Below are 20,082 nucleotides of genomic sequence, written 5' to 3'. Positions count from 1 at the left end.
GACAATCAGCTCTTCAAGGTAAAGATATTCGTGCAATGACTTGCTCAACCATGGCCGCGCAAACGCCAGTGCTTTGTTCGGGATTGAACAGCGCCTCTACCTCGTCATGAGTCAGGATAGCGCCGATTTGCGGGTTATTGATAAGCGCCTGCTTAAGATGCAGTCCTTCGTCCTGGGCTTGCATGGTCAGATCGTAGACAAGCTGATGTGCGCTTTGCTTGCCCAGCGTCTTCGCGAGAACCAGCATCACCGCCTCGGCATGGACAAAGCCTTGGGTCGCCAGGATATTGGCGTGCATCCGCTGCGGATTAACCTGCAAATCCTTGAGCAGCTGCTTGAGCAACGACAGGGATTTGCCGGCCGCTAGCGTCGCGTCGGGAATAATAGCCCATTCGCCTTTCCATGAACGTCCGTCGCGTTCATGGCTGTGGACGAGGTTTTCAGCCATGTGCGCGGCGTGATGCCTGACCACCCGCGACAAGGTGCCGAGATGTTCGGAAATTTCCGGGTTGCGTTTATGCGGCATGGTAATACTGCCGACGGCTCCGGGAATAAAACCTTCACTTAACTCGGCTATTTCAGGGCGCTGCAAATTGAATACTTCTTGCCCTATACGATCACCGGTTGAGGTTATCATTGCCAGAACATTTAACCATTCGGCCAAGCGGTCCCGGCTACTGGTCCAGGAAATCGCCGGCGCTTCCAGCCCCAGCCGTTGCATGAATTCCGCCTGTAATTTCATAGGGTTGGAGCCTAATGACGATAAGCTACCGACTCCTCCGCATAATTGCCCAACGCCCAAGCGGCTCTTTAATTCATCCAGCCTTAACCGGTGACGGTCGAATTCATCCAGCCAACCGGCGACTTTAAATCCAAAGGTAATGGGCAATCCGGGCTGTCCGTGCGTGCGGCCGCACATGGGCGTTAAACGGTGCTCAATAGCCAGCGTTTTAAGTATTTTTTCCAATTCGGTAATTTGCTCGGCAAATAATTGCCTGACTTGCATCAGCACACGAATAAGATGAGTATCGGTAATATCCTGTACGGTCGCGCCGTAGCAAAACCATTCTCCGCCTAACGAGCCGCAACGTTTTTTTACCGAATTAATCAGTCCCAACAGTGAATGGTTGGTCTTGATAAAATCTTCCCCAACTTCGTTTAAAAAAGTCTGATCAACCGAAACATCGTTATAAAAGGTTTCAATTTCGAGGGCGGCCTGTTGCGGGATTAAACCGAAATCGGCCTGTACGCCGGCAAGTACGGTCATGACTTCCAGCCAGCCTTTGACCCGGATTTGCTCGGAAAAAAGACCGCGAAGCTCCGGTGTCGTCCAGGATACGCCGTAAATGTCGGAGTCACTGATATGGACTGAATCACTCATGTTCTTATGTAACTCTCTGCGCGCTGCAATAAACTCTGCCGTTTATATTCAAAAAAAGTTTTATTGGCCTGGGTTTTTTCCCGAAACACATTGAGCTGCTGACGGCAATCGGCCAACATAGCATCCAGGCTTGCACTCGCAGTGCCTCCGGCTTCTTTTCGCTGCTGAATCGCTTCCTCGGGCGTTAATGCCGACTTAAGTTGCGCATCCGTCAAGGTAATCGATTTACCCAGCACCTTTTCGCTCATTCGCATGACCGAGTCGGCATCCATTTTCAAATCACTATGGGCCGGATATTCCCGGACTAAACTCGCTACTAACTGATGCGCACTGCGAAAATCAAGGTCGCAATACTGCACCAAGGCCTCGGCCAAATCCGTCGCTAAAGCCCATCCTGAGCCAATCAGGGCATACGCTCTATCCGATTTGAAACTAAGCCGTTGCAGCGTTTCGGACATCAGCGCCGCCGCCTGCTCAACCAACTGCATACCTTCCGGCAATTCCCCGTAAATCATCAAGCGGTTATCCGGTTGGCCGGAAGGCGTTCTAGCCGACGCGCAAACCGAAGCCGTCAGGCCAATCATCTTATTGGCAATGGCTCGTATGTGCGTTAAAGCAAACGGATTTTTTTTCTGCGGCATGATTTTGCTGGCCCGGGCATGCTGATCGTCCAATTCGAGCAACGCAAACTCTTGGGTGCTGAAAATTTGCAGGTCTTCGGCTAAACGGCTGAGATTAACGATACAAGCCGTCAATAGGGCGCTATTTTCTATGCTTAAGTCGGCCTGCCACATCGCATCCCGCGCATGCGGAATAATATCCGCAAAGCCTAATAATTCAGCTAATTGCTCGCGCCCTTGCGGCAAACGCGAACCGTTTGTGCTGCCGCAGCCCATCGGACTGCGGTTCACTTTTTCCAGCAGGCCATCAAGCCGTGCCAAATCCCGTAATAAAGGATAGGTAAAGCCCAATAAGTAGTGCCCGAATGTCGTCGGCTGCGCGGCTTGCAAGTAAGTATAATCCGGCATCAGCGTATTTTTATCGCTCTCTGCCCGATTAATGAACGTTTCTGCCAGCATTATCAGGGTTTCCGACAGCCTCAGTAGTCTTTGCCTGACATCTAAAACGAAGGCCGAGGTAATGGCTTCACGCCGAGCGCGTCCGGCCCCTAGCCATTTTACGGCAGCGGTTCTTTCGGCCAGCCAGGCTTCACGATTGGTATAGATATCACCGCCTGCCGGTATTGCCTTGAAAGAATCGGGTTTATCTTGCAGAGCCAGTAAGAAACGCAGTAATTCAACGCCTTGTTGCCTCGGAATGGTTCCCAGTTCCATCGTACTGAGGGTATGAGCCAGATCTACTAAGCCAACAGCCTCAAACAAGTGTTGTTGATGGCTCAGCTCCCAAGCGAACGCGGATTCGATCAAACAATCCGAAGGAGCCGATGTTAATCGAGTGCCTATTTCCAGCACTTGTTGCTGAATTGAAGCGGCGTCCGACATTAGATTTTCCTTGCTAACGGGACTGCCGCGTTACCGGCAAGCTCATCATCGCGCTCAGCCTGGTTGGGGTCCCAATCCCCTCTGCGCACCAATTGCGAACTGACTCGATCCAAGGTATCAAAACGCAAGCCATTGCGCAAAGCTTCCACGGCCAACACCTGATCCGGACAAATATTGCCTAACCCGGTGTTTCCTCCAAACTTTTCTATCAGGTAAGCTTGTTGATTTTTTAGCGGCGCTTCCCAAATCAATGCATTAATTTGAGGGCCCATAATGTCAATAATACGGTCAATATAAGATTCTTCGACTTTTCCGGCTTCGTCGAAAATACCGACACCCTGTCCGCTTTCCCGGCCTTCAACGATGACCCATGCCGCGCCCCACTCCAAATCCTGCAAGGCTTCTTCGGCAATTTGTTCGGTGGTAGGCTGCCGTTTCGGGTCTTTTTTGCCCACTTCGGTAATCGGAATCAGCCCGGCATTCAAAGCGCACTCAATGACTTTTTTTCGCCTGAATGCGGGTAGCGGTATGGTGCCGTCAGAAATTTCCACCGCGGTGAAGCCTAAGGATTTCGCATGGGTCATAAAAACGCGGCAATGATGCTGCAATAAAGCCACTTCTAATAAGGTTCCTCCCGGAAAAGTCAGCACATCGTAGCTTTCCAGTAATTTCAGTTTTTCCTGTAATAGGGTTTTTTCCAGAAAAACCGAGGTGCCGAAGCCAAATTTCCACAAATCGATATAGTTTGAGGTCGTTTGCAAAATACTCAGCGTTTCGCTGATGCCTTTGCCGACATCCATAACCATCGTGGTTCCGGTTTTACGCGGTTTGACTTCCCTGGAATTGCGAATGCCGGTGATAATATTTTCCCATGCCAACTCACTCATAAACTTTATCTCTTAATAATTGCTGTAATGCCTTTTCTATCAGTGCCAAGTCGGAACCCCAAGGCACCGTCATTAAATGACCGTTTTGCTCTATATCGAATTCAAGAAGACAGCACTTTAAAAGGGTTGTCTTTCCGTCATCTTTAACGAGTTGGCGGGGACACATTTCTATGCGCGGCGGAATGTCGCCATAGTAATGCCGGTGAAATTGAAGGCTGCGTTCGCAACCGATCAGGGTCCAGTTCTCGCGTTGTTTCGGCCGTTCATCAAGAAAATAAACCGGCGCTGACAGCTTATCCAGCCCTCCTGACCTGCATGGCACCAGAAAAGCTTCAGGCGTTGCCTCCTGAGCAAGATCGCGTAAATCAATAGTGACCGATTCCACAATCACCGGCGGTAAATCAGCGTAACTGAGTACGTGTTCGACCAAATGGAACAGTTTGGGCGGAGAGGGCGGCACGACCTCAACAACACGCAAAACAAAGGGCTTAGGCCGATGGATAATGTTGATGTGGTCAAAGCTACCCTGCACAATCGCGGTTTGTTCGGAGGTCACGCCTCGATCAACCGCTAGTTTAGCCAGTGCAGAGCGATTGGCCGGATCTGTATCGGGATCTTCAATAAAAACACAGTCATCCGGCAACGCCAGCACTTCTACCTTTTCTAAAGGACAAAATAAGGTTTCGGAGCTTGTGCGCTGTACGGCGGCAACGGCATACTCCTGACGGGAATTATGCAAAATGATAATGTCGGTGCGCCGGTAAACTTCCCGGCCCAGCAGATACTGCGTTATCACGGCGGCATCCATTTCGCCTTCATAAGGTTGAAAGCTCACGCAACGGTACGGCAAAGGCACGAAGTTGTCCTGCTGTTTTAAAGCCCCGACCTGTAAAATTTGGCCATTCATTTGTTAGGCTCCGCTCAATTGAAAAAAGCGCCCGCGATCGGCGGGACTGAGTTCCCGCTGATGGATTTTTAGCGGGTCCAGGCGGCGGATAAATTCGATCATGTCGGGTTCAGGCAAAGCGGCTGTCGACAGATCAGCGGCAACAGGTAAATCGAATTCCGTGCTTTCAGCAATCATTTCGACACTGGTATCGGGGTAAAGGGCGCGTAATTGCACATGACCTTCCTGATTAAAACCGAATACCCCTAAGTCGGTCACTATGCAATCCGGCCCGCTTCCGCGATAAGGCATATCGGCACGCGGCAAGCCTTCCGCGGTGCGATGTCCTACGCTGGTGATAAAATCGCAACGATTAGCCAAGCGATAACGACGGCGACCATGTTCGTCGGCATGGGTGCGATGTGCCGCTGTCCAGATAGTTACATGATCGGCATCGGCGGATAAATTACAGCCGCCGCCTCCGCCGGGCAGTTTTAACGAAATCCGCTCATCATTTCCCAGGCGGGTCACATTCATATTGCCCCAGCGGTCAATTTGCAAACCCGACAAGAACATCCGGCCTAATCGTCCGCTCGCAGCAAGATCAAAGAGTTCTTCAATCGTTAGATGACACTCGGCATCGCGGTTCATCGCGAAATCGTTAGTGGTTGGCGTTAAAAATGCCGGGGTCGGATTGATGCCATAGGTCGCGCCTGCGACTAACACCAAATTGGGCGCATGAGTGCGTTTCGCCAAGTGCAAAGCTAACTGCACCAGCGGCGATCCGAAACCGTGAAAAGCTAAAATCCCGTCTTCTATCGACAGTGCGATCTGATAAATCATCAGTTCGCCGAGTGTACATGTCTGAATCTTATTTTGATTATTCATAAAGTTGCATCCATTTTTCCATGCTTTGATCCCACTGTTCCAAACAAGCCAGTCTGGCTTTGCCGCCGGCGGCTAAGAGATAAGCGTCATGATCTTTGCAGTCGTGAACAAAAGGCGTCAGGTAGTTTTGATTAAAACTGTCCGCGCCGTGTTTGGCGGCTTGGTAATAAGAGGCGGTATGTTCCCGGTCATAAGCATAATTCGGATAGCAGGAAGTCGGGTGAGCGCCGTAGGGAACTTCGCAAATGGCGGTGACATAAAAGTAGGGAATCGTGACGCCTTTTTTTGCCAATTCATCATGAGGGATTAAAGCTTCAACCGTAGCGATGACTTTCTTGGAGGCCTTGGCAAACAGAACGTCGGCCACCGGCGGCCCTTCAATATGCAAATTGCCATGCTCGTCGGCATAATGGGCGTGAATAAGCGCGACGTCGGGTTTCAGCGCAGGCACTAAAACCAGTTGCTCGCCGGTAAAAGGACAGGTCATCGTTTTAAATTCAGGATGCAGCTTAAGGAAATCCGTCCCTTGCACCGAGCGGATCGGCATAAAAGGCAAGCCTTGAATAGCGGCCCGAAGTTGCTGGACTAAGGAGTAGCAGCAGTTATCTTCCACTTTTACCGCACCCGTTTCGCAGGCTCGACGGTAGTTGAGCGCCATGCCGAAATCTTGCTCAAAGCCGACATAGGATTCGGCACTGACAGCTACGCTTCCGGCGCCGCACAACAAATCGACATCGATACCATGTGCCGAACCGACCAGTTTAAGGTCTTTAATATTTTGCCGGATCAGTTCCCGCAAAGCCGCCATCGGTTCGCGCCAGGATAAGCCGCCGCCGATTGCCAAACAATCGCCGTTTTGTATGTGTGCAACGAGTTCAGTTAATGAACATCGCTTATCGTTTTGTGTATACATAAGTTTTAACCTTAAATAGCTGTCATCGCGCCGTCTACAGTAAATGCGGAGCCGCAGACAAAACTGGCTTCGTCGGAAGCCAAAAACAACACCGCCGCGACAATTTCTTCGGATCTACCGAATCGCCCGATCGGATATTTACTGAGTCGTAATTTCATCATTTGTTCGGACTCGTCAGTTCCGAGAATTTGCCGCCCCATGTCGGTATCGGCAATCATGCCGGGGCAAATGCAGTTGACGCGTATGCCCAGCTTTGAATAGTCAACCGCCATTTGTTTGGTCAAACCGATGACTGCGGCTTTGGACGTGCAATAAGCGGCCATATTCGGAATACCCACCATCCCGGATATCGAGCCGAAGTTAACGATGGTTCCGCCGTGTGGTTTCATCGCCGGCAATGCGAACTTCGAACATAGATAGGTGCCGTTTAAATTGACTGCCATCACCTTATTCCAGGCGTCAACTTCAGTGCTTTCGACAGTACCGAAATCGGCAACACCGGCATTGTTAATCAAAATATCGAGCGTTCCGGAACAATCTGTAATCAGTTTGGAGAACGTTTCGGAAACTTCGCGAGGGTCAGCGATGTCAACTTGATAAACTTTGACATTGATGCCGTCAGCACGGAGCGCTTGGCTTGCATCCGATAATGCGGCCTTGTTAATGTCCAATATCGCAAGCGAAGCCCCTTCCATGCCGAGACGCTTGGCTATGCCATAGCCTATGCCGGTAGCGCCGCCGGTTATAACGGCCTGTTTGCCTTGAAATCGATTCATCATTATTGGGGCTCTACATATCATTAAAATGAATATCGCCTGCGCGTAAGCGGCACAATTGAATGAAATAACTGGGACTGATAAACAACTCGTCCATATCGGCTAAATCGTCTATCGTCAGCCCATTTTTAACCAGGTAATTGAGATATTGAAAACCGTCTTTAGCGCCATAACCGATATGGATAGCGCCTACTATTTTTCGTGTGTCGCCATCGATAATCAGCTTCTGAAAGCCCGACATACGCGGCTTAGCCATCAAGTACAGCATCACTCGGTCGCCTGCCGGTAAGCCGACATCGAGACCATTGGGACTATCGGGCGGTAATTTCATGATTTTGACATTGGCATAGCGTTGACGCGCTTGTGCTTCGCTTAGCCCCAGCCAACAGACCTCGTAATGCGTATGCATAAAATCGGGGTAATCGGCCGCTTTATATTCGCTCGCTTGGCCCATGATATTTTTAGCGGCGCACACGCCTTCCTTCCGGGCTTTAAACATTTCCATCGGCGGCCCGGTCACGTCGCCGACTGCATAGACATTAGGTATTGAGGTCTGCATGCGCCGATTCACTTTAATAAAGCTTTTATCGTCCAATTCCAGGCCCAATGTTTGGGCAACCGGCTCCGAATTGGCCTGCTCGCCAATCGCGATAAAAATAAAATCGGTATCGATAGTGATGATGCCATCGGAAGTTTTTATGGAAACCCTCTTTACCTTGTCTTGCGTCTCCCTGGATAGCCGATAATTCCGCATTCTCCAGAAACTCCATGCCCTGTTCTTCCATCATAAGGATCGCGTAAGAGCGGGATTCAGTGTCTTTTAGCAGAGACATCGCTTGATGTCTGGCAACGATAATAGTGCGTCGACCCGTGGCATTAAAAAAGCAGCCGTATTCGATGGCCGTTTTGCCGCCGCCGATGACTACAGCGGTGTTGCCCGGCTCATAGTCCAATTTTTCAACCAGACTCTGGGAATTAAATACGCCTTTTAACTGAATGCCCGGAACATCCGGCACTATCGGTTTCGCGCCCAGCGCCAGCACCAGGTTTTTTGCTCGGAATTGACTGTCATTGACTTGTATCGTGTGGGCATTGATGATCTTGGCTTCTGCATTCAATACGAATTCCAGGCCGAGCTGTTCTTTGCTTTGATAATTCATCATCGCATGGGGGCCTGTCCTGCCACTGCGAAACAGTTCAACGATGGGCTTGATAGAAACCGTTTTGTCGTTGAGTTCTTGAAACCAGAGCTTGCCGGAAAAGGTGCGCTCCAGCATCAATTGCGCCGCGCAATCCGAAAACAGATGGTGAGGCACGCAGGCTTGATGGGGACAGGAGCCGCCCAGGAATGGCCAGCGATCGATAATCAGCACACGCCCGCCAAGCGCCCGCAAATAGGCCGCACCAAAGCGCCCGGCTGCACCGCCGCCCAGATAAATGGCGTCGAATTCGCGGTCGTCGTTCGGGTTTATGTTGAAAATAGGAGGACTACTGCCGGATTCCAGCGCCCCGGCCACAAAGTCTTGCCACTTTGAGATAGTAAAATAGTCGCCCCAAATATCCATTGCCGTTGCCATTTAGTGTTATTGCTATTTGGATTGACCTTTAAATCGCCGTCATGCCGCCATCGACGTTGAAAGCCGCGCCGCTGACAAAACTGGCTTGATCGGAAGCTAAAAACAAGACGGCTTGGGCAATCTCGACCGGCTCGCCGAAACGCCCCAGAGGATATTTCGCTAAACGTTTTATCCGGGTTTCTTCAGAGGTATCGCTACCGAGCAGTTGTTGCCCGAGCGCAGTACTGGCTATAGTGCCGGGACAGACACAGTTGGTTCGGATACCTTGCCCGGAATAATCCGCGGCCATTTGTTTAGTCAAGCCGACAATCGCGGCTTTCGCTGCACAATAAGCCGCCATCCCCGGAATGCCGACCACTCCGGCAACCGAACCGAAATTGACAATCGAGCCGCCATGCTCTTTCATGCTCGGTAGCGCAGCCTTGGAACAAAAAAACGTACCGTTTAAATTGACCGCCATGATGCGGTTCCAAACATCCAAAGAGGTATTTTCTACAGTACCGAAATCCGCGATGCCTGCATTATTGACCAAAATATTCAACACGCCTGAATAATTCGCTATCGCTTTTTGGAAGGTTTTTTCAACACTTTCCGCGTTCGTCACATCCAATTGAAAGGCATAGGCTTCAATGCCTTCATCCGATAGTTTTTTTGCGGCTTCAATCGCGCTTTGTTCGTCAATATCCATAATGGTGACTTTTGCGCCTTCTTTTCCGAATAATCGCGCAGTCTCAAAACCTATCCCTCTTGCTGCCCCAGTGATAATAGCTGTTTTATTTTGTAATTTTCCTGACATAACACACCTTAATAGTTTATTTATACCCAAAGGGCATAAGTTTCGTTTGTACCCAGAGGGCATAAGTTTCGTTTGAGCAGACGAGCTGCTCAACTCAACTTTAAGCAGACAAGCTGCTCAACTCAGCTTTATTGACCTAATTCTTTACGGACGATTTTTGCGCCTTCAACCATGGCGTGAAGCTTATCCTGGGCGATATAACGTTGTAACAGTATCAATCCGCAGTCCGTAGTGACACCCAACTGATCGGCGGGAACCACGGTTAATAAACTGCGGATTTTGTCCGCAACTTGCTCTGCCGTTTCGGTGACTGTGCTTTTGACATCGATCACGCCGGCCCAGAACATCATATTTTTTGGTATTGGATGAGTCTTGAGCAATTCAAGTCCCGATTCGTTAAACGACATGCGGCCGATGCCTTCAATGTTAAAAACATCGATTTTTGCCTCATACGATTTAGGCACCACTGATGCTGTCGGATTCGGGCTTTTAGCGTCTTTAGCGCGTTTTGTCAGATCGAAAACCTCACCGCTACTTGCGGTATCATCGGGATAATAAGCCGGCGTACCGCCCCAATTACCCCAACAGATATGGCAGACAATCTTGGCATTTTTAACGCCTGCAACGGCGCGGTTGAACGCTTCGATCGCCCAATCTTCATAAAAATAAGGCCAAGTAAATTCGTCGAATTGGATATACTCGACCCCCAATTCGTCAACCGCCAAAATATCTTCGTTAATAGCGGCGGCAATGGCCATCGCGCGATCGCGGCTGTTAGCATAATGCAGGTCATTGGTGCATTGGGCTAACACCTGAATACCGGTGTACTGAACTTTGACCGGTTTATCGGTCGCACGTTTAAGGGCACGGGCTTGTTCGACCATGATTTGTCCGCGGCGTTTGATTTCCTGCGTAACCGTGGCGGAATGCAATCGGCTGTAGATCGGAAAACCGAGATGGCTGCCGCTTAGGTCATAGCCTAATCGATCAAAATAATAATAAAGTGCGGCGTCGGCATAGTTATCGCCGTGTAACCGGCCATCCGCGATAATGTCCAGGCCGGCATTGACTTGGTCGGTCACGATGGCCGCCGTAGCGTCTTCCAGCGCCTCCCGCCACATGGAATCCGGCGGCTGCCGGTCACCCTTGAAATGTCTTGCAAATTTTGCATCCCACCATCTTGGATTGGGATAATTGCCTACCATACTGGTTGGTATCAGTACATTACTCATGTTGTACCTCCTAATTTATAGTTTTTTGTTTTCGGTTTTTAAGAATGACCAGTTGGTTTAATCAATCCATAAATCAAAGCAATCAATAACACCTCCTTATAATTAATTAACTTGTGTTTTAAATACTTAACTAACCTAGCCAAAGTGATTATTTCACCGTATATCACGTATGCTTCCACTTATCCCGCTGCAACACGGGCAGCCTGCACCATGGTCGTTTTCCAGCGGATGCGGATCGTCATAGACTTGAGCCGGTTTGGCGTCATGACTGCCGCATTGGGAACACACCCATTCTTTGGGTTCTTGAGTATTAGCCAAAACCAGGCTTTTAAATTGATGATCACATTTATCGCATCGGACTAGATAAACCGGCATTTGCTCAAGACCTCTATTTAGATATTTCTATTCCAAGTCACTTAGGAATGAGCATGAAATAATTTGAACAATTCGCGCCGTAAACTTTCAGCGGGAGTGCAAGCTCTGCTTGCGCTTGCAGGCGAAGCCTGCACTCCGGCTATGGGCACATGCTCAAGTTATTTTGTGCGTGTTCCTTAAGTTTTTAACAACTTAACGACTGTGCTTTTGCCAATGCATTTCAAAAAGACTGTTTTCATCAATCGGTCTCGGCTGAATCGGCCTGGAAACCCAGGTGAGATTAATCATGTGCCGGGCATTGACGTTTTCCGTCGTTATATTCCCGCCCCAGGTGCCGCAACTTAGGCTGAGCGTATAAGGCAGGCCGTTCCGCGGGCTGCCCGCGCCTTCATTCAAACTTTGGTTGACCATCACCCTGCCGGTCTTGGTTTGCATTGCCAATGCCAGCGCATGGTCGTCGTTGACCGTATGGATGCCGCAGGTGTGGCCTTGGCCCTGATACTCCGTAATAGCGTTAACTTGGTTTATCGCATTGTTAATGTCGCCGGCGTATTTATATAGCGCCAGCACCGGCGACAGTTTTTCCCCTGAAAAAGGATGCTGAGAGCCCACGTCGTTTTCCTCGACGACTAAACAGCTGCAATCTTCCGGCACACTGAAGCCGGCCAAGTTTGCGATTAGGGCCGCCGATTTTGCGATGACACTAAGATCCGGAATATGGTTTTCAGGCGTCGGCCACATCAGCCGTTGCAATTGGTCTTTTTCATCCGCGCTGCAAAGATAAGCGCCCAGTTTTTGCAGGCGTCCGCTTAAGTCGTCATAAATCGATTCATGCGCTATCACCGAATTATCGGCCAGACAACTGGTCGCATAATCGAATTTCTTGGCAATCACAATGGTATTGGCGGCGTCATCCAGATCGGCCGTTTCATCGACCACATGAACCGAATTACCAACGCCAACGCCATAAGCGGGCGTTCCGGAACTGTAAGCCGCTTTGACCATTGCGGCACCGCCGGTTGCTACAATCAAGTCCGCTTGCTGCATCAATTTTTGGGTTTTCGGAAGCGAAGGCTTTTCAATAACCTGAACCAAATCCGCCGGAGCTCCGACCTGTTCGCAGGCTTCGCGCATGTACTTTACAGTCAGTTCGGTGGTAAGTTGCGTCCGGGGATGAGCGGCTACGATGATGGCATTGCGGCCTTTCAAGGCCAGCAGCGTTTTTAAAGGCGGCGTCGCGTCAGGGCCTGTCGTTGGAATAAGCGCAGCAATCACACCGACCGGTTTGGCTATTTTTATCAAGCCTTTTTCGGGGATTTCTTCAACAATTCCGACCGTTTTCACTGCCTGCATATCGCGCAGGGTGCCCATGCACCGGTTACGGATCTTGCTGACTTTATCGCCATAATTGCCGAAACCGCCTTCATCGACAGCCAGTTTCGCTAATTCTTCCGCGCGATCCTGACGGACAATAGCCCAGCATACGGCTGTTACCAACTCATCAACTTGTTCTTGAGTGTAATCCGCAATTTCTTTTTGGGCGTTACGCGCTTTTTGAACATAAATAGCGATTTCATCGTGTTCGGGTTTTGTATCTGTACTCATAAAATATATTTATCCACGGTAGGTATGATGAATCTCATAAGCCAACCTACATTTTTTGCAGCTGGCGGTTGTATTGGCCCTATTTCACTCTACGATATAGGGTGTTTCTACTAATGCCGAGACGCCGCGCGGCTTCGGACATGTTGCCGCGGCTTGCGGCAATGACACGTGCTACAGCGGCTTCGGACAATTCTTTCAGGTTTTCTTCTGCAATTGCCTCATCAGGAGATTCAATCATAGGCCGGTCCAGCAGCAGTTCTTCGGCGAGGTCGTCGGGAAGATGCTGCCAGCCGATGGTTTTATCTTCGTCGTCGAGCAAAGCGGTAGCGGTTCGCAGCACATTAACCAATTGGCGCAGGTTGCCGGGCCAAGCATAAGTGACGAAAGCCGCGGCGATACTGTCATCGAGCATCACATTCCGGTCCGGCGCCATTTCCTGCAACATGCGCGCTACCAACACATCGAAATCACTGCGCTCGCGCAAGGCCGGCAATTTAAGATTGAAGCCATTGATGCGGTAGTAGAGATCGTCGCGGAAGCGGCCGGCTTCCATTTCGGCCTTTAAGTCGCGGTGCGTGGCGCAGACCAAATCGAAGTCGACCGGCACAGGCTTGATGCCTCCCACCGGCACCACCTCGCGCTCCTGTAATACCCGTAGTAGCCGCGCTTGTTGAGCCAGCGGCATATCGCCAATCTCGTCGAGGAACAGGGTACCGCCGTCCGCCGAACGTATGCGGCCGGGAGAGCCTTCCTTGCGAGCGCCGGTGAAAGTGCCTGGATCGTAGCCGAACAACTCCGTTTCGATCAGGCTTTCCGGTAGCGTTGCGCAATTGACGGCAACGAACGGTTTCCCCCATCGCAGCCCGGCATTGTGGAAAGCATTGGCGAAAAGCTCCTTGCCGACTCCTGACTCTCCCCGCAGCAGCAGCGCTATGGACTTTCCGACTAGCCGGCGTGCCTTATGGATGGCGGTTTTCATCTGTAGGTCGCCGGTATCGAGCGCCGACAGCGCATCGTCCTTGGCTTCGGGTTCACGAGGAATGAAGGTCTGGAAAGTTTTACGACCCAGTTCGACACGGACAAATAAGCATTCGCCAGTGTGCCGCATGACCGGCATCGGTTCTCTGCCGCGTCGTAGTCCCCAATGGACCAGATCCTTTAGGTATACCTGTAGCACATGGGCAACCGGCGTTGTCCCAAGGTCGGAGGGACACAGCCCCAGCAGGGCTAGTGCGGCCTGGTTGGCGCCAACTATCCAGCCGTCTTCCGACAGGGCGACCTTACCCTCGGCAATAGTGCCGATACCTTCGGCAAGCGGATGGAAGCGTAAGCGCAACGTGTCGCCATGAAGCGCGTAGAACAAGCGGTTCTCGATCATCTGCGCTGCCGCGCGCACAAAACCCAAGGTATGGGGATGAGGATGACGGGTTCGGTTATCGCCGGATATGTTAAGCACACCCAGAACGCGGCCACTCGGTGACGCTACAGGCACGGCGGCACAAGAAAGAAAACCGTGCCGTTCGAGAAAGTGTTCGAAACCATGTACGACTACCGGGCTGCTCTCCATCAGAGCCGTACCAATACCATTGGTGCCCCGATGTTGTTCTTGCCACGAAGCACCTTGCCTTAGGGCGACCCGTTCGGCACGATCCAAAAAATCGGAGTTGCCCATAGTCTCGAGCAGCACCCCACAATCATCGGCAAGAATAACCATGCTGCCGGAATCATGTATCTGTGAGTACAAGTACTCCATAACTGGCCGAGCATGTGCGATCAGTAGATGCTGCCGGTCGGCGGCGCGGGCAAACTCGAAGCCTTCAAGGCAAGGCGCGTCGGATGCGCCGCCAACGGGCACAAGACCCGCATTAAGACAGCGGCTCCAAGATTGCAAAACGGTGGCTCCTACCAACTCGGGGGGTGGCAACTCCCCACGCTCAACCAATAGATGACGCGCTTTACGTAAGGTTGTGTCGATAGATTTAGTCAACATGCTGCTTCCTAATTTTTCATTTTGATCGGATAGCGTCATTTTTGCTGCACTTGCTTGCCTTTTTTGCTGGTTTAACAAGTACTTACAATGGCGTTTTTTTTGCTTTCTTAGTGCATTTATCCATCTTACGCTCAAACTTAATCAGGTGAAACATAGCATTTATAGCTATATCAGAGACGCTTCTTTAGGTAAGTCCCAAGAATTAAACACCCAACATCTGGCTTACAAGTAGAGCAATAATCTCAGCCATTAGGTTTAATCCGTCATACCTATAATGCTGCCATTGCCTCAAAGCTGATTGTCAAAGCATAATGCATGGTCTGTGCCAAATGCCTCTTCGCCGCTATAAGCCTCACTATGACGGGATCGACCATTTGATAAGGTAAGAGATTTCTGCGTTTTTTTGATGAATGCGGGATTGTCAAACTGTGCCGTTTCGTTACAGGTGTTCCATAGTGACACAGCTCAGGTTGGGCCTTGGATGATTTTTCTTCAAGTTATACCCGTAACCACATGGATGTGATCTGCTTTTCTATGCCACATTTACAATAACAATAGGTTCCTTTTACCCGAGGTATTGCGGTTGACACACAGATAGCACTTTCTTAATTGACGAAAATGATAATATGACTTGCTTTATAAGCCTAAGCAGCCATTCATTGGAAACTGGCGACTGTTTCTAAATGGCCGATAATGCTCGGTCGAAGTTGAATGAGTTCTTTGGGCTGAGGTACGAAGCCCAACCCTTTTCGGCGGCGTTCCGTTGGGCTTCCTTGCGTCGTTCCAATCTGCGCACTGTGAGGCTGGCTAACAAAATCCCGCCTTTATTAGTCATAACCTGATTTTTGCCGACTTCACCACGGGTGACAGGGCTTTGATTTCGCGGGAAATGAGCGAATAAAGCTCCGGGGTCCATGCCGGAAGTTCTTCGGAGTCAGCCTCCAGAGGGTAGATCCTGGGGTCGTGCGGGGCAATGACGACTTTCACCTTTTCGGCGCCCACGTGTGCGGTGAGGACGAAAAGTTCCTCTATCGCTTTATCGCCCATGGCGAGGCAACCGATGGAGGCGGCTCTGCCATGGATGAAGATATCCGAGCCCGGATCGGCGCGCCCCTCCTGCCAGGCATGGACGAGGTCGAATTCGTTGGGATAATTTAGCTTCATCGACAAGTGGTAATGGCTGTTGGGATTCAACGCCTCAATACGATAAATGCCTTCCGGCACCTGTTTGTCGCCTTGGCGCAATTTGGGGCCGGCCACGCCGCTGGCGGACTGGATGTCATAGTCGCGGATGAAGCGAAACTCGCCGCTGTCCCTGGCCCATAGTTCCAGTTTCTTTTCCTGTTTTAAGGCGATGAAGGTAACTTCCTTGGGAGGGTAAGACACCTTGGCCTTGGTGAAGTAGGGAGTGAGTTCGCTTATCGCGTATTTGCCGTAAACTTGCAGAGTATCCTCTACGGTCCATTGGCCAGGCAGCTTGGGAGGCGGGATATCATAGATTTTCCTCGCGGCTTGAACCTGTGGTTTGACGGCGGGAGTGCTAGTCTTGTTGACGGCGGGCTTGTGCCCGGAGCAGGCGACGAGCACTCCTGTCAAGGCCAAGCTGGCAATGATTTGGGTGGTTGATTTCATAATGCGCTGGAATTGAAGTGGATACCGATATAGTTTAGGTAAAACCGCCCAACCTCTGCAAGTTCGGGGTCTTAAGCCGAGGATGCTCTTCTGCTTGGACATCCTGAACGGAATGCCTTGGGGTGGAAAACGGCGTCGAAATTTTGCCATTCTTATAGCGAAAGAGCGTTAGAATTTTTTCAAAATAGTTTTTTATATCTTACTGATAATAAAAGAATACCTAGTTTTAATGGGTAGCAAAGACACGCTGATCAGTGGAAAAAGTTAAAAGCGGTTTTCCACTTTTGTGCTCATGCAAGTACTTCTCTTTCGTTGAGAATACTCGATTTTTGAAGTGTTCACTATTCGTGTTAGGGATCATCCTTTAAACTGTTTCAACTGGGAATTCAGGTTTACAGTAGGAACCATGAAAAAATGGCAACCCATAAAGCGAGCTTAAAAAAACATATTACTTTGTGGCCGCTCGTTCTTTACGGAGTGGGCGATATTTTGGGGGCGGGCATCTATGGATTGGTCGGGAAAGCCGCTGGTCTCATGGGCAACGCAGTCTGGGCGGCCTTTATGGTGAGTATGATCGCCGCCTCGTTTACCGGACTTTCTTATGCATCGTTAGGCTCGCGCTACCCGCGTGCGGGGGGCGCTTCTTACATTACGCATAAAGCTTTCGGGAGTCCTTTCTTGGCTTATGCCGTGGGCCTTGCGGTACTTGCGTCCGGTCTTACTTCGATGGCTACCGCGTGCCGAGTTTTTGCCGACTATTTTTCGGGACTTTTCCCGCTATTTCCAGAGCCCGTCATTATTATTGGATTAGCGCTCTTTTTAGCCATGATTGTTTTTATAGGCATTCGGGAAACGATTTGGACCAATAGTTTTCTAGCCGCCATTGAAATCGGCGGTCTCCTTTTTATTATTTTAATGGGGTTAAGTTTTGTTGGTAACGTCAATTACCTCGATGCGACTACGGCACAAAATCCAGTCGGCGATCTGACAGTTCCTGTTCTTCTAGGCGGAGCCGTTCTGACCTTTTACTCTTTTGTGGGCTTTGAGGATATGCTGAACGTGAGTGAGGAAGTTGTCGAACCTGAGCGGACATTGCCAAAGGGCCTACTTCTATCGGTGGCAATTTCCTCCCTCATCTACATGTCGATCAGCATTGTCGCGGTCTCGATCATCCCTGCAACGGAGCTGGCGGCATCGAAACAGCCGCTCGTTGACGTGATCGGCAAAGCCGTCCCTGGGTTTCCGCCGGTGATTTTTAGCCTGATTGCGCTCGTCGCAGTATCGAACACCGCACTTTTAAACTACGTGATGGGTTCGCGCCTTCTTTATGGCATGTCATCTCAAGGGCTGCTACCCAAATTTTTGGCGGATATTCATCCGAAACGGTTAACTCCGCATCGAGCCATTCTAATCTTGCTAGTGGTGCTTCTGATTTTAGCCTTGAGCGGAGACATTTCAGATTTAGCGCGGGCGACCAGTGTTTTACTCCTTATTTGTTTTTCGCTCGTGAACCTCGCCCTCATTGTCTTACAGAGAAAAGACAAAGTGAAGAGCCGCTTCGAAGTACCGGCGTTTGTTCCGGCAACTGGTTTAGGGGTGTGTATAGCGATGTTGACGCAAGCCCAATCAGAAGAACTTTTAATCGCGGGCGGAATCATGGCCTTTATCGGCTTGCTTTATTTTTTCGTTAAACCTTCGGCCGAAGCGATTGCAAAGATGGATGTTTAGCTTGTAGAGTGCGCTAAGCATTAGCCGTATGACACCGGATGACGTGTTGCGGGGCGGGGGTTAGGTAAAGAGTTAAATCCCACGGACAGCAAAAGCCGCGAAGCAGACATTAACTCACTATCTTTGTGGCCGCACTTGGCCGAACTACGTCATCATTAAAAGACTGAGTTCGAGCCGTTGCGGTCTACAGCTTCATCTGATTCAATGGCAGCAATTTAATTATTATCGTCCATGATTACTTCACCGATGATATACGGAAAAGAAAATCACATGCTGATCAAGAAATTATTGTGTAGAAGAGCATTTGCTGTTGATATAAGGTGAGCTATTTAATTATTTGTTAGACCACTTAACTTTCAACCAAGGAGCTTCAATTGAAAAAACCAATAGCAATCATTGCCTGCTTGCTGCTAGTAACCGCTGCGTTTGCAGGCGATCATGACGATCGCCAAACTCTCAAACTCTCCGAAGCTCAACGCGGTCATGTGCTTGAGGAAATGCGGGCTTTGTTATCCGGCACGCAAAATATCATGGCCGCACTTTCTAGTGATGACATGGCAGCGGTTGCCCAACACGCCCGTCCCTTGGGTATGAGCATGGCGCATAAAGCCGAGGATCACCTCAAAGGCGTGTTGCCTAAAGAATTCATGGGGTTGGGCATGTCCTTGCATCAGGATTTTGATCAAATCGCTTCGGACGCGGAATCAAAAAAAGACCCTAAACTCACATTACGTCAATTGAGCGGCTCCATGAGCAAATGTGTCGCGTGTCATGCGTCATACCAAATTCGCACAGAAACAAAACCGCTTGGCTCCGACCACAGTAAGCACTAGGTCTAACGTGGCGATCAAACCGACACGTTTCCGCTACGCTCCAGCCGACATCAAGCAGCTACGCGGCTTGTCTCGGCTGAGCTTCACGTTGAGCGACTGCTTTGGTTTTAAAGTTAAAGTCTTTGAATGTCGCGTAATGGCCGAACCCGGCATTCAAGAAAGCCCACCGGTTCTGAGATCGTTGAGACTAATTTTCGGAACTGCCAGCTCAAAGTCAATGTTTTTCATCAAAAGTCCTGAACAAATTGGCGATATAACTGCCATAATCCCAACAGACTCACAAGTCACCAAGCCGCCGCCGATCCAGCGTTTAAACAGCAAGTCATTGCGCATAATCGCGTTATGCGCTTTCAAGCCCACTATATGCCCTATCGCGGCAATCGGTAACAGCGCCAGTGCCGTTAACAAGTGCAAATCGACGGATAAGGCAATAAATGTAGTCATTTTGATGCTGACCAACGTGAACCATAAGATAAACAAAGTATCCCGTAACTTTTGTTTGCTGACGTTGCGCATATAGACTGCAACCATCAATGGCGCTCCGGTCAAAGAAATTCCGGCAACGTATCCGCCTAACATTAATAACCCTCTATCTGCCCAAACATGTCGACTCTGAATGCCTCGGTTAAGCAGCCAGGTAAAGCCGTAAAACAAGGTAACTGAATAAATAAAACTATTCAGCCATAAGATTGGCAGGTTCAGCAGTCCAAAAACACCTACGAAAGCAGCGGGAAGGATGTAAATTGCGGAAGAGCGCAAATACGGCCAATCGACATTATGCAAACGGTTAAGCAAGGTTAAGCCGGAGAAAAACAATAAATGCACACCGATCAGATGGGTAACCATAACAATGGATTGTTATGGATAAATAACATCAGCGGCAATCCCAGCGCGGCGCCGCCGAAACCCAGCCCGGTCCGAACAAAGCCGGTCCAGACGAACACCAGAGCAATAGCGAGGATTTGTTAAAATGAAAAATCGAGTAACGTCATTGAAGAATCATCTGCCTTATTTTGAGTCGCTTGGTCTGTTGATTTATGTCAACTTGTAGGTCGCAGTCCACATTTTACCTGTTTCAGTA

General features: G+C 49.9%; 18 protein-coding genes. 2 read left to right on the top strand and 16 right to left on the bottom strand.

From position 1 onward, the window contains the following. Positions 1–13 precede the first annotated feature (13 nt). From M0R47_RS06600 to M0R47_RS06535, 15 genes are all read right to left on the bottom strand, one after another. Positions 14–1,381, bottom strand: coding sequence for an adenylosuccinate lyase family protein (locus M0R47_RS06600; RefSeq protein WP_292552096.1), 1,368 nt, complete (start codon positions 1,379–1,381; stop codon positions 14–16). Then, positions 1,378–2,883: a lyase family protein gene (locus tag M0R47_RS06595; protein ID WP_292552094.1), complete on the bottom strand. Its 1,506-nt coding sequence runs from the start codon at positions 2,881–2,883 to the stop codon at positions 1,378–1,380. The genes M0R47_RS06600 and M0R47_RS06595 overlap by 4 nt, the downstream gene beginning before the upstream one ends. Beyond that, positions 2,883–3,770, bottom strand: coding sequence for a phosphosulfolactate synthase (locus M0R47_RS06590; protein WP_292552092.1), 888 nt, complete (start codon positions 3,768–3,770; stop codon positions 2,883–2,885). Before M0R47_RS06590 ends, M0R47_RS06595 begins: the two co-directional genes overlap by 1 nt. Then, positions 3,763–4,677, bottom strand: coding sequence for a hypothetical protein (locus M0R47_RS06585; RefSeq protein ID WP_292552089.1), 915 nt, complete (start codon positions 4,675–4,677; stop codon positions 3,763–3,765). The genes M0R47_RS06590 and M0R47_RS06585 overlap by 8 nt, the downstream gene beginning before the upstream one ends. A gap of 3 nt (positions 4,678–4,680) precedes the next feature. Then, entirely contained in the window at positions 4,681–5,544 is an 864-nt protein-coding gene (locus M0R47_RS06580; RefSeq protein ID WP_292552087.1) for a CoA transferase, read from the bottom strand. Beyond that, complete coding sequence (locus tag M0R47_RS06575; RefSeq protein ID WP_292552084.1) at positions 5,537–6,457, bottom strand: CoA-transferase; 921 nt, start codon at positions 6,455–6,457, stop codon at positions 5,537–5,539. The genes M0R47_RS06580 and M0R47_RS06575 overlap by 8 nt, the downstream gene beginning before the upstream one ends. A gap of 11 nt (positions 6,458–6,468) precedes the next feature. Then, entirely contained in the window at positions 6,469–7,236 is a 768-nt protein-coding gene (locus tag M0R47_RS06570; protein WP_292552081.1) for an SDR family oxidoreductase, read from the bottom strand. 10 nt (positions 7,237–7,246) lie between these two features. Next, entirely contained in the window at positions 7,247–7,891 is a 645-nt protein-coding gene (locus M0R47_RS06565) for an FAD-dependent oxidoreductase (RefSeq protein ID WP_292552217.1), read from the bottom strand. Beyond that, positions 7,818–8,810, bottom strand: coding sequence for an FAD-dependent oxidoreductase (locus tag M0R47_RS06560; RefSeq protein WP_292552078.1), 993 nt, complete (start codon positions 8,808–8,810; stop codon positions 7,818–7,820). Before M0R47_RS06560 ends, M0R47_RS06565 begins: the two co-directional genes overlap by 74 nt. A 28-nt stretch (positions 8,811–8,838) precedes the next feature. Further along, positions 8,839–9,606, bottom strand: coding sequence for an SDR family NAD(P)-dependent oxidoreductase (locus M0R47_RS06555; protein WP_292552075.1), 768 nt, complete (start codon positions 9,604–9,606; stop codon positions 8,839–8,841). Between the two features lie 128 nt (positions 9,607–9,734). After that, a complete protein-coding gene (locus M0R47_RS06550) occupies positions 9,735–10,838 on the bottom strand; it encodes a cobalamin-independent methionine synthase II family protein (RefSeq protein ID WP_292552073.1) in 1,104 nt (367 codons plus the stop codon). Positions 10,839–10,991: 153 nt separating this feature from the next. Continuing rightward, entirely contained in the window at positions 10,992–11,213 is a 222-nt protein-coding gene (locus tag M0R47_RS21890; protein ID WP_366513173.1) for a zinc ribbon domain-containing protein, read from the bottom strand. Between the two features lie 192 nt (positions 11,214–11,405). After that, positions 11,406–12,818, bottom strand: coding sequence for an aldehyde dehydrogenase family protein (locus M0R47_RS06545; protein ID WP_292552070.1), 1,413 nt, complete (start codon positions 12,816–12,818; stop codon positions 11,406–11,408). 79 nt (positions 12,819–12,897) lie between these two features. After that, complete coding sequence (locus M0R47_RS06540; RefSeq protein WP_292552067.1) at positions 12,898–14,808, bottom strand: sigma-54-dependent Fis family transcriptional regulator; 1,911 nt, start codon at positions 14,806–14,808, stop codon at positions 12,898–12,900. Positions 14,809–15,639: 831 nt separating this feature from the next. Further along, complete coding sequence (locus tag M0R47_RS06535) at positions 15,640–16,440, bottom strand: L,D-transpeptidase family protein (RefSeq protein WP_292552064.1); 801 nt, start codon at positions 16,438–16,440, stop codon at positions 15,640–15,642. A 414-nt stretch (positions 16,441–16,854) separates the two neighbouring features. Here M0R47_RS06535 and M0R47_RS06530 point away from each other — a divergent pair, with 414 nt between their 5' ends. Together M0R47_RS06530 and M0R47_RS06525 are read left to right on the top strand one after the other, a co-directional pair. Beyond that, positions 16,855–18,168 (top strand): amino acid permease, encoded by a 1,314-nt coding sequence (locus M0R47_RS06530; protein ID WP_292552060.1) that lies wholly within the window; start codon positions 16,855–16,857, stop codon positions 18,166–18,168. Positions 18,169–18,542: 374 nt separating this feature from the next. After that, positions 18,543–19,001, top strand: coding sequence for a hypothetical protein (locus M0R47_RS06525; protein WP_292552057.1), 459 nt, complete (start codon positions 18,543–18,545; stop codon positions 18,999–19,001). A 153-nt stretch (positions 19,002–19,154) separates the two neighbouring features. Here M0R47_RS06525 and M0R47_RS06520 read toward each other — a convergent pair whose 3' ends face one another. Next, the gene (locus tag M0R47_RS06520; protein WP_292552054.1) at positions 19,155–19,847 is read right to left on the bottom strand and encodes a TSUP family transporter; all 693 of its coding nucleotides are present in this window, start codon (positions 19,845–19,847) and stop codon (positions 19,155–19,157) included. Positions 19,848–20,082: the final 235 nt, after the last annotated feature.

The organism is Methylobacter sp., assembly GCF_023227905.1.
In the GTDB taxonomy this organism is placed as follows: domain Bacteria; phylum Pseudomonadota; class Gammaproteobacteria; order Methylococcales; family Methylomonadaceae; genus Methylobacter_A.
The sequence above is the reverse complement of the archived record's forward strand: the minus strand, read 5'-3'. Positions and strand labels throughout refer to the sequence as shown.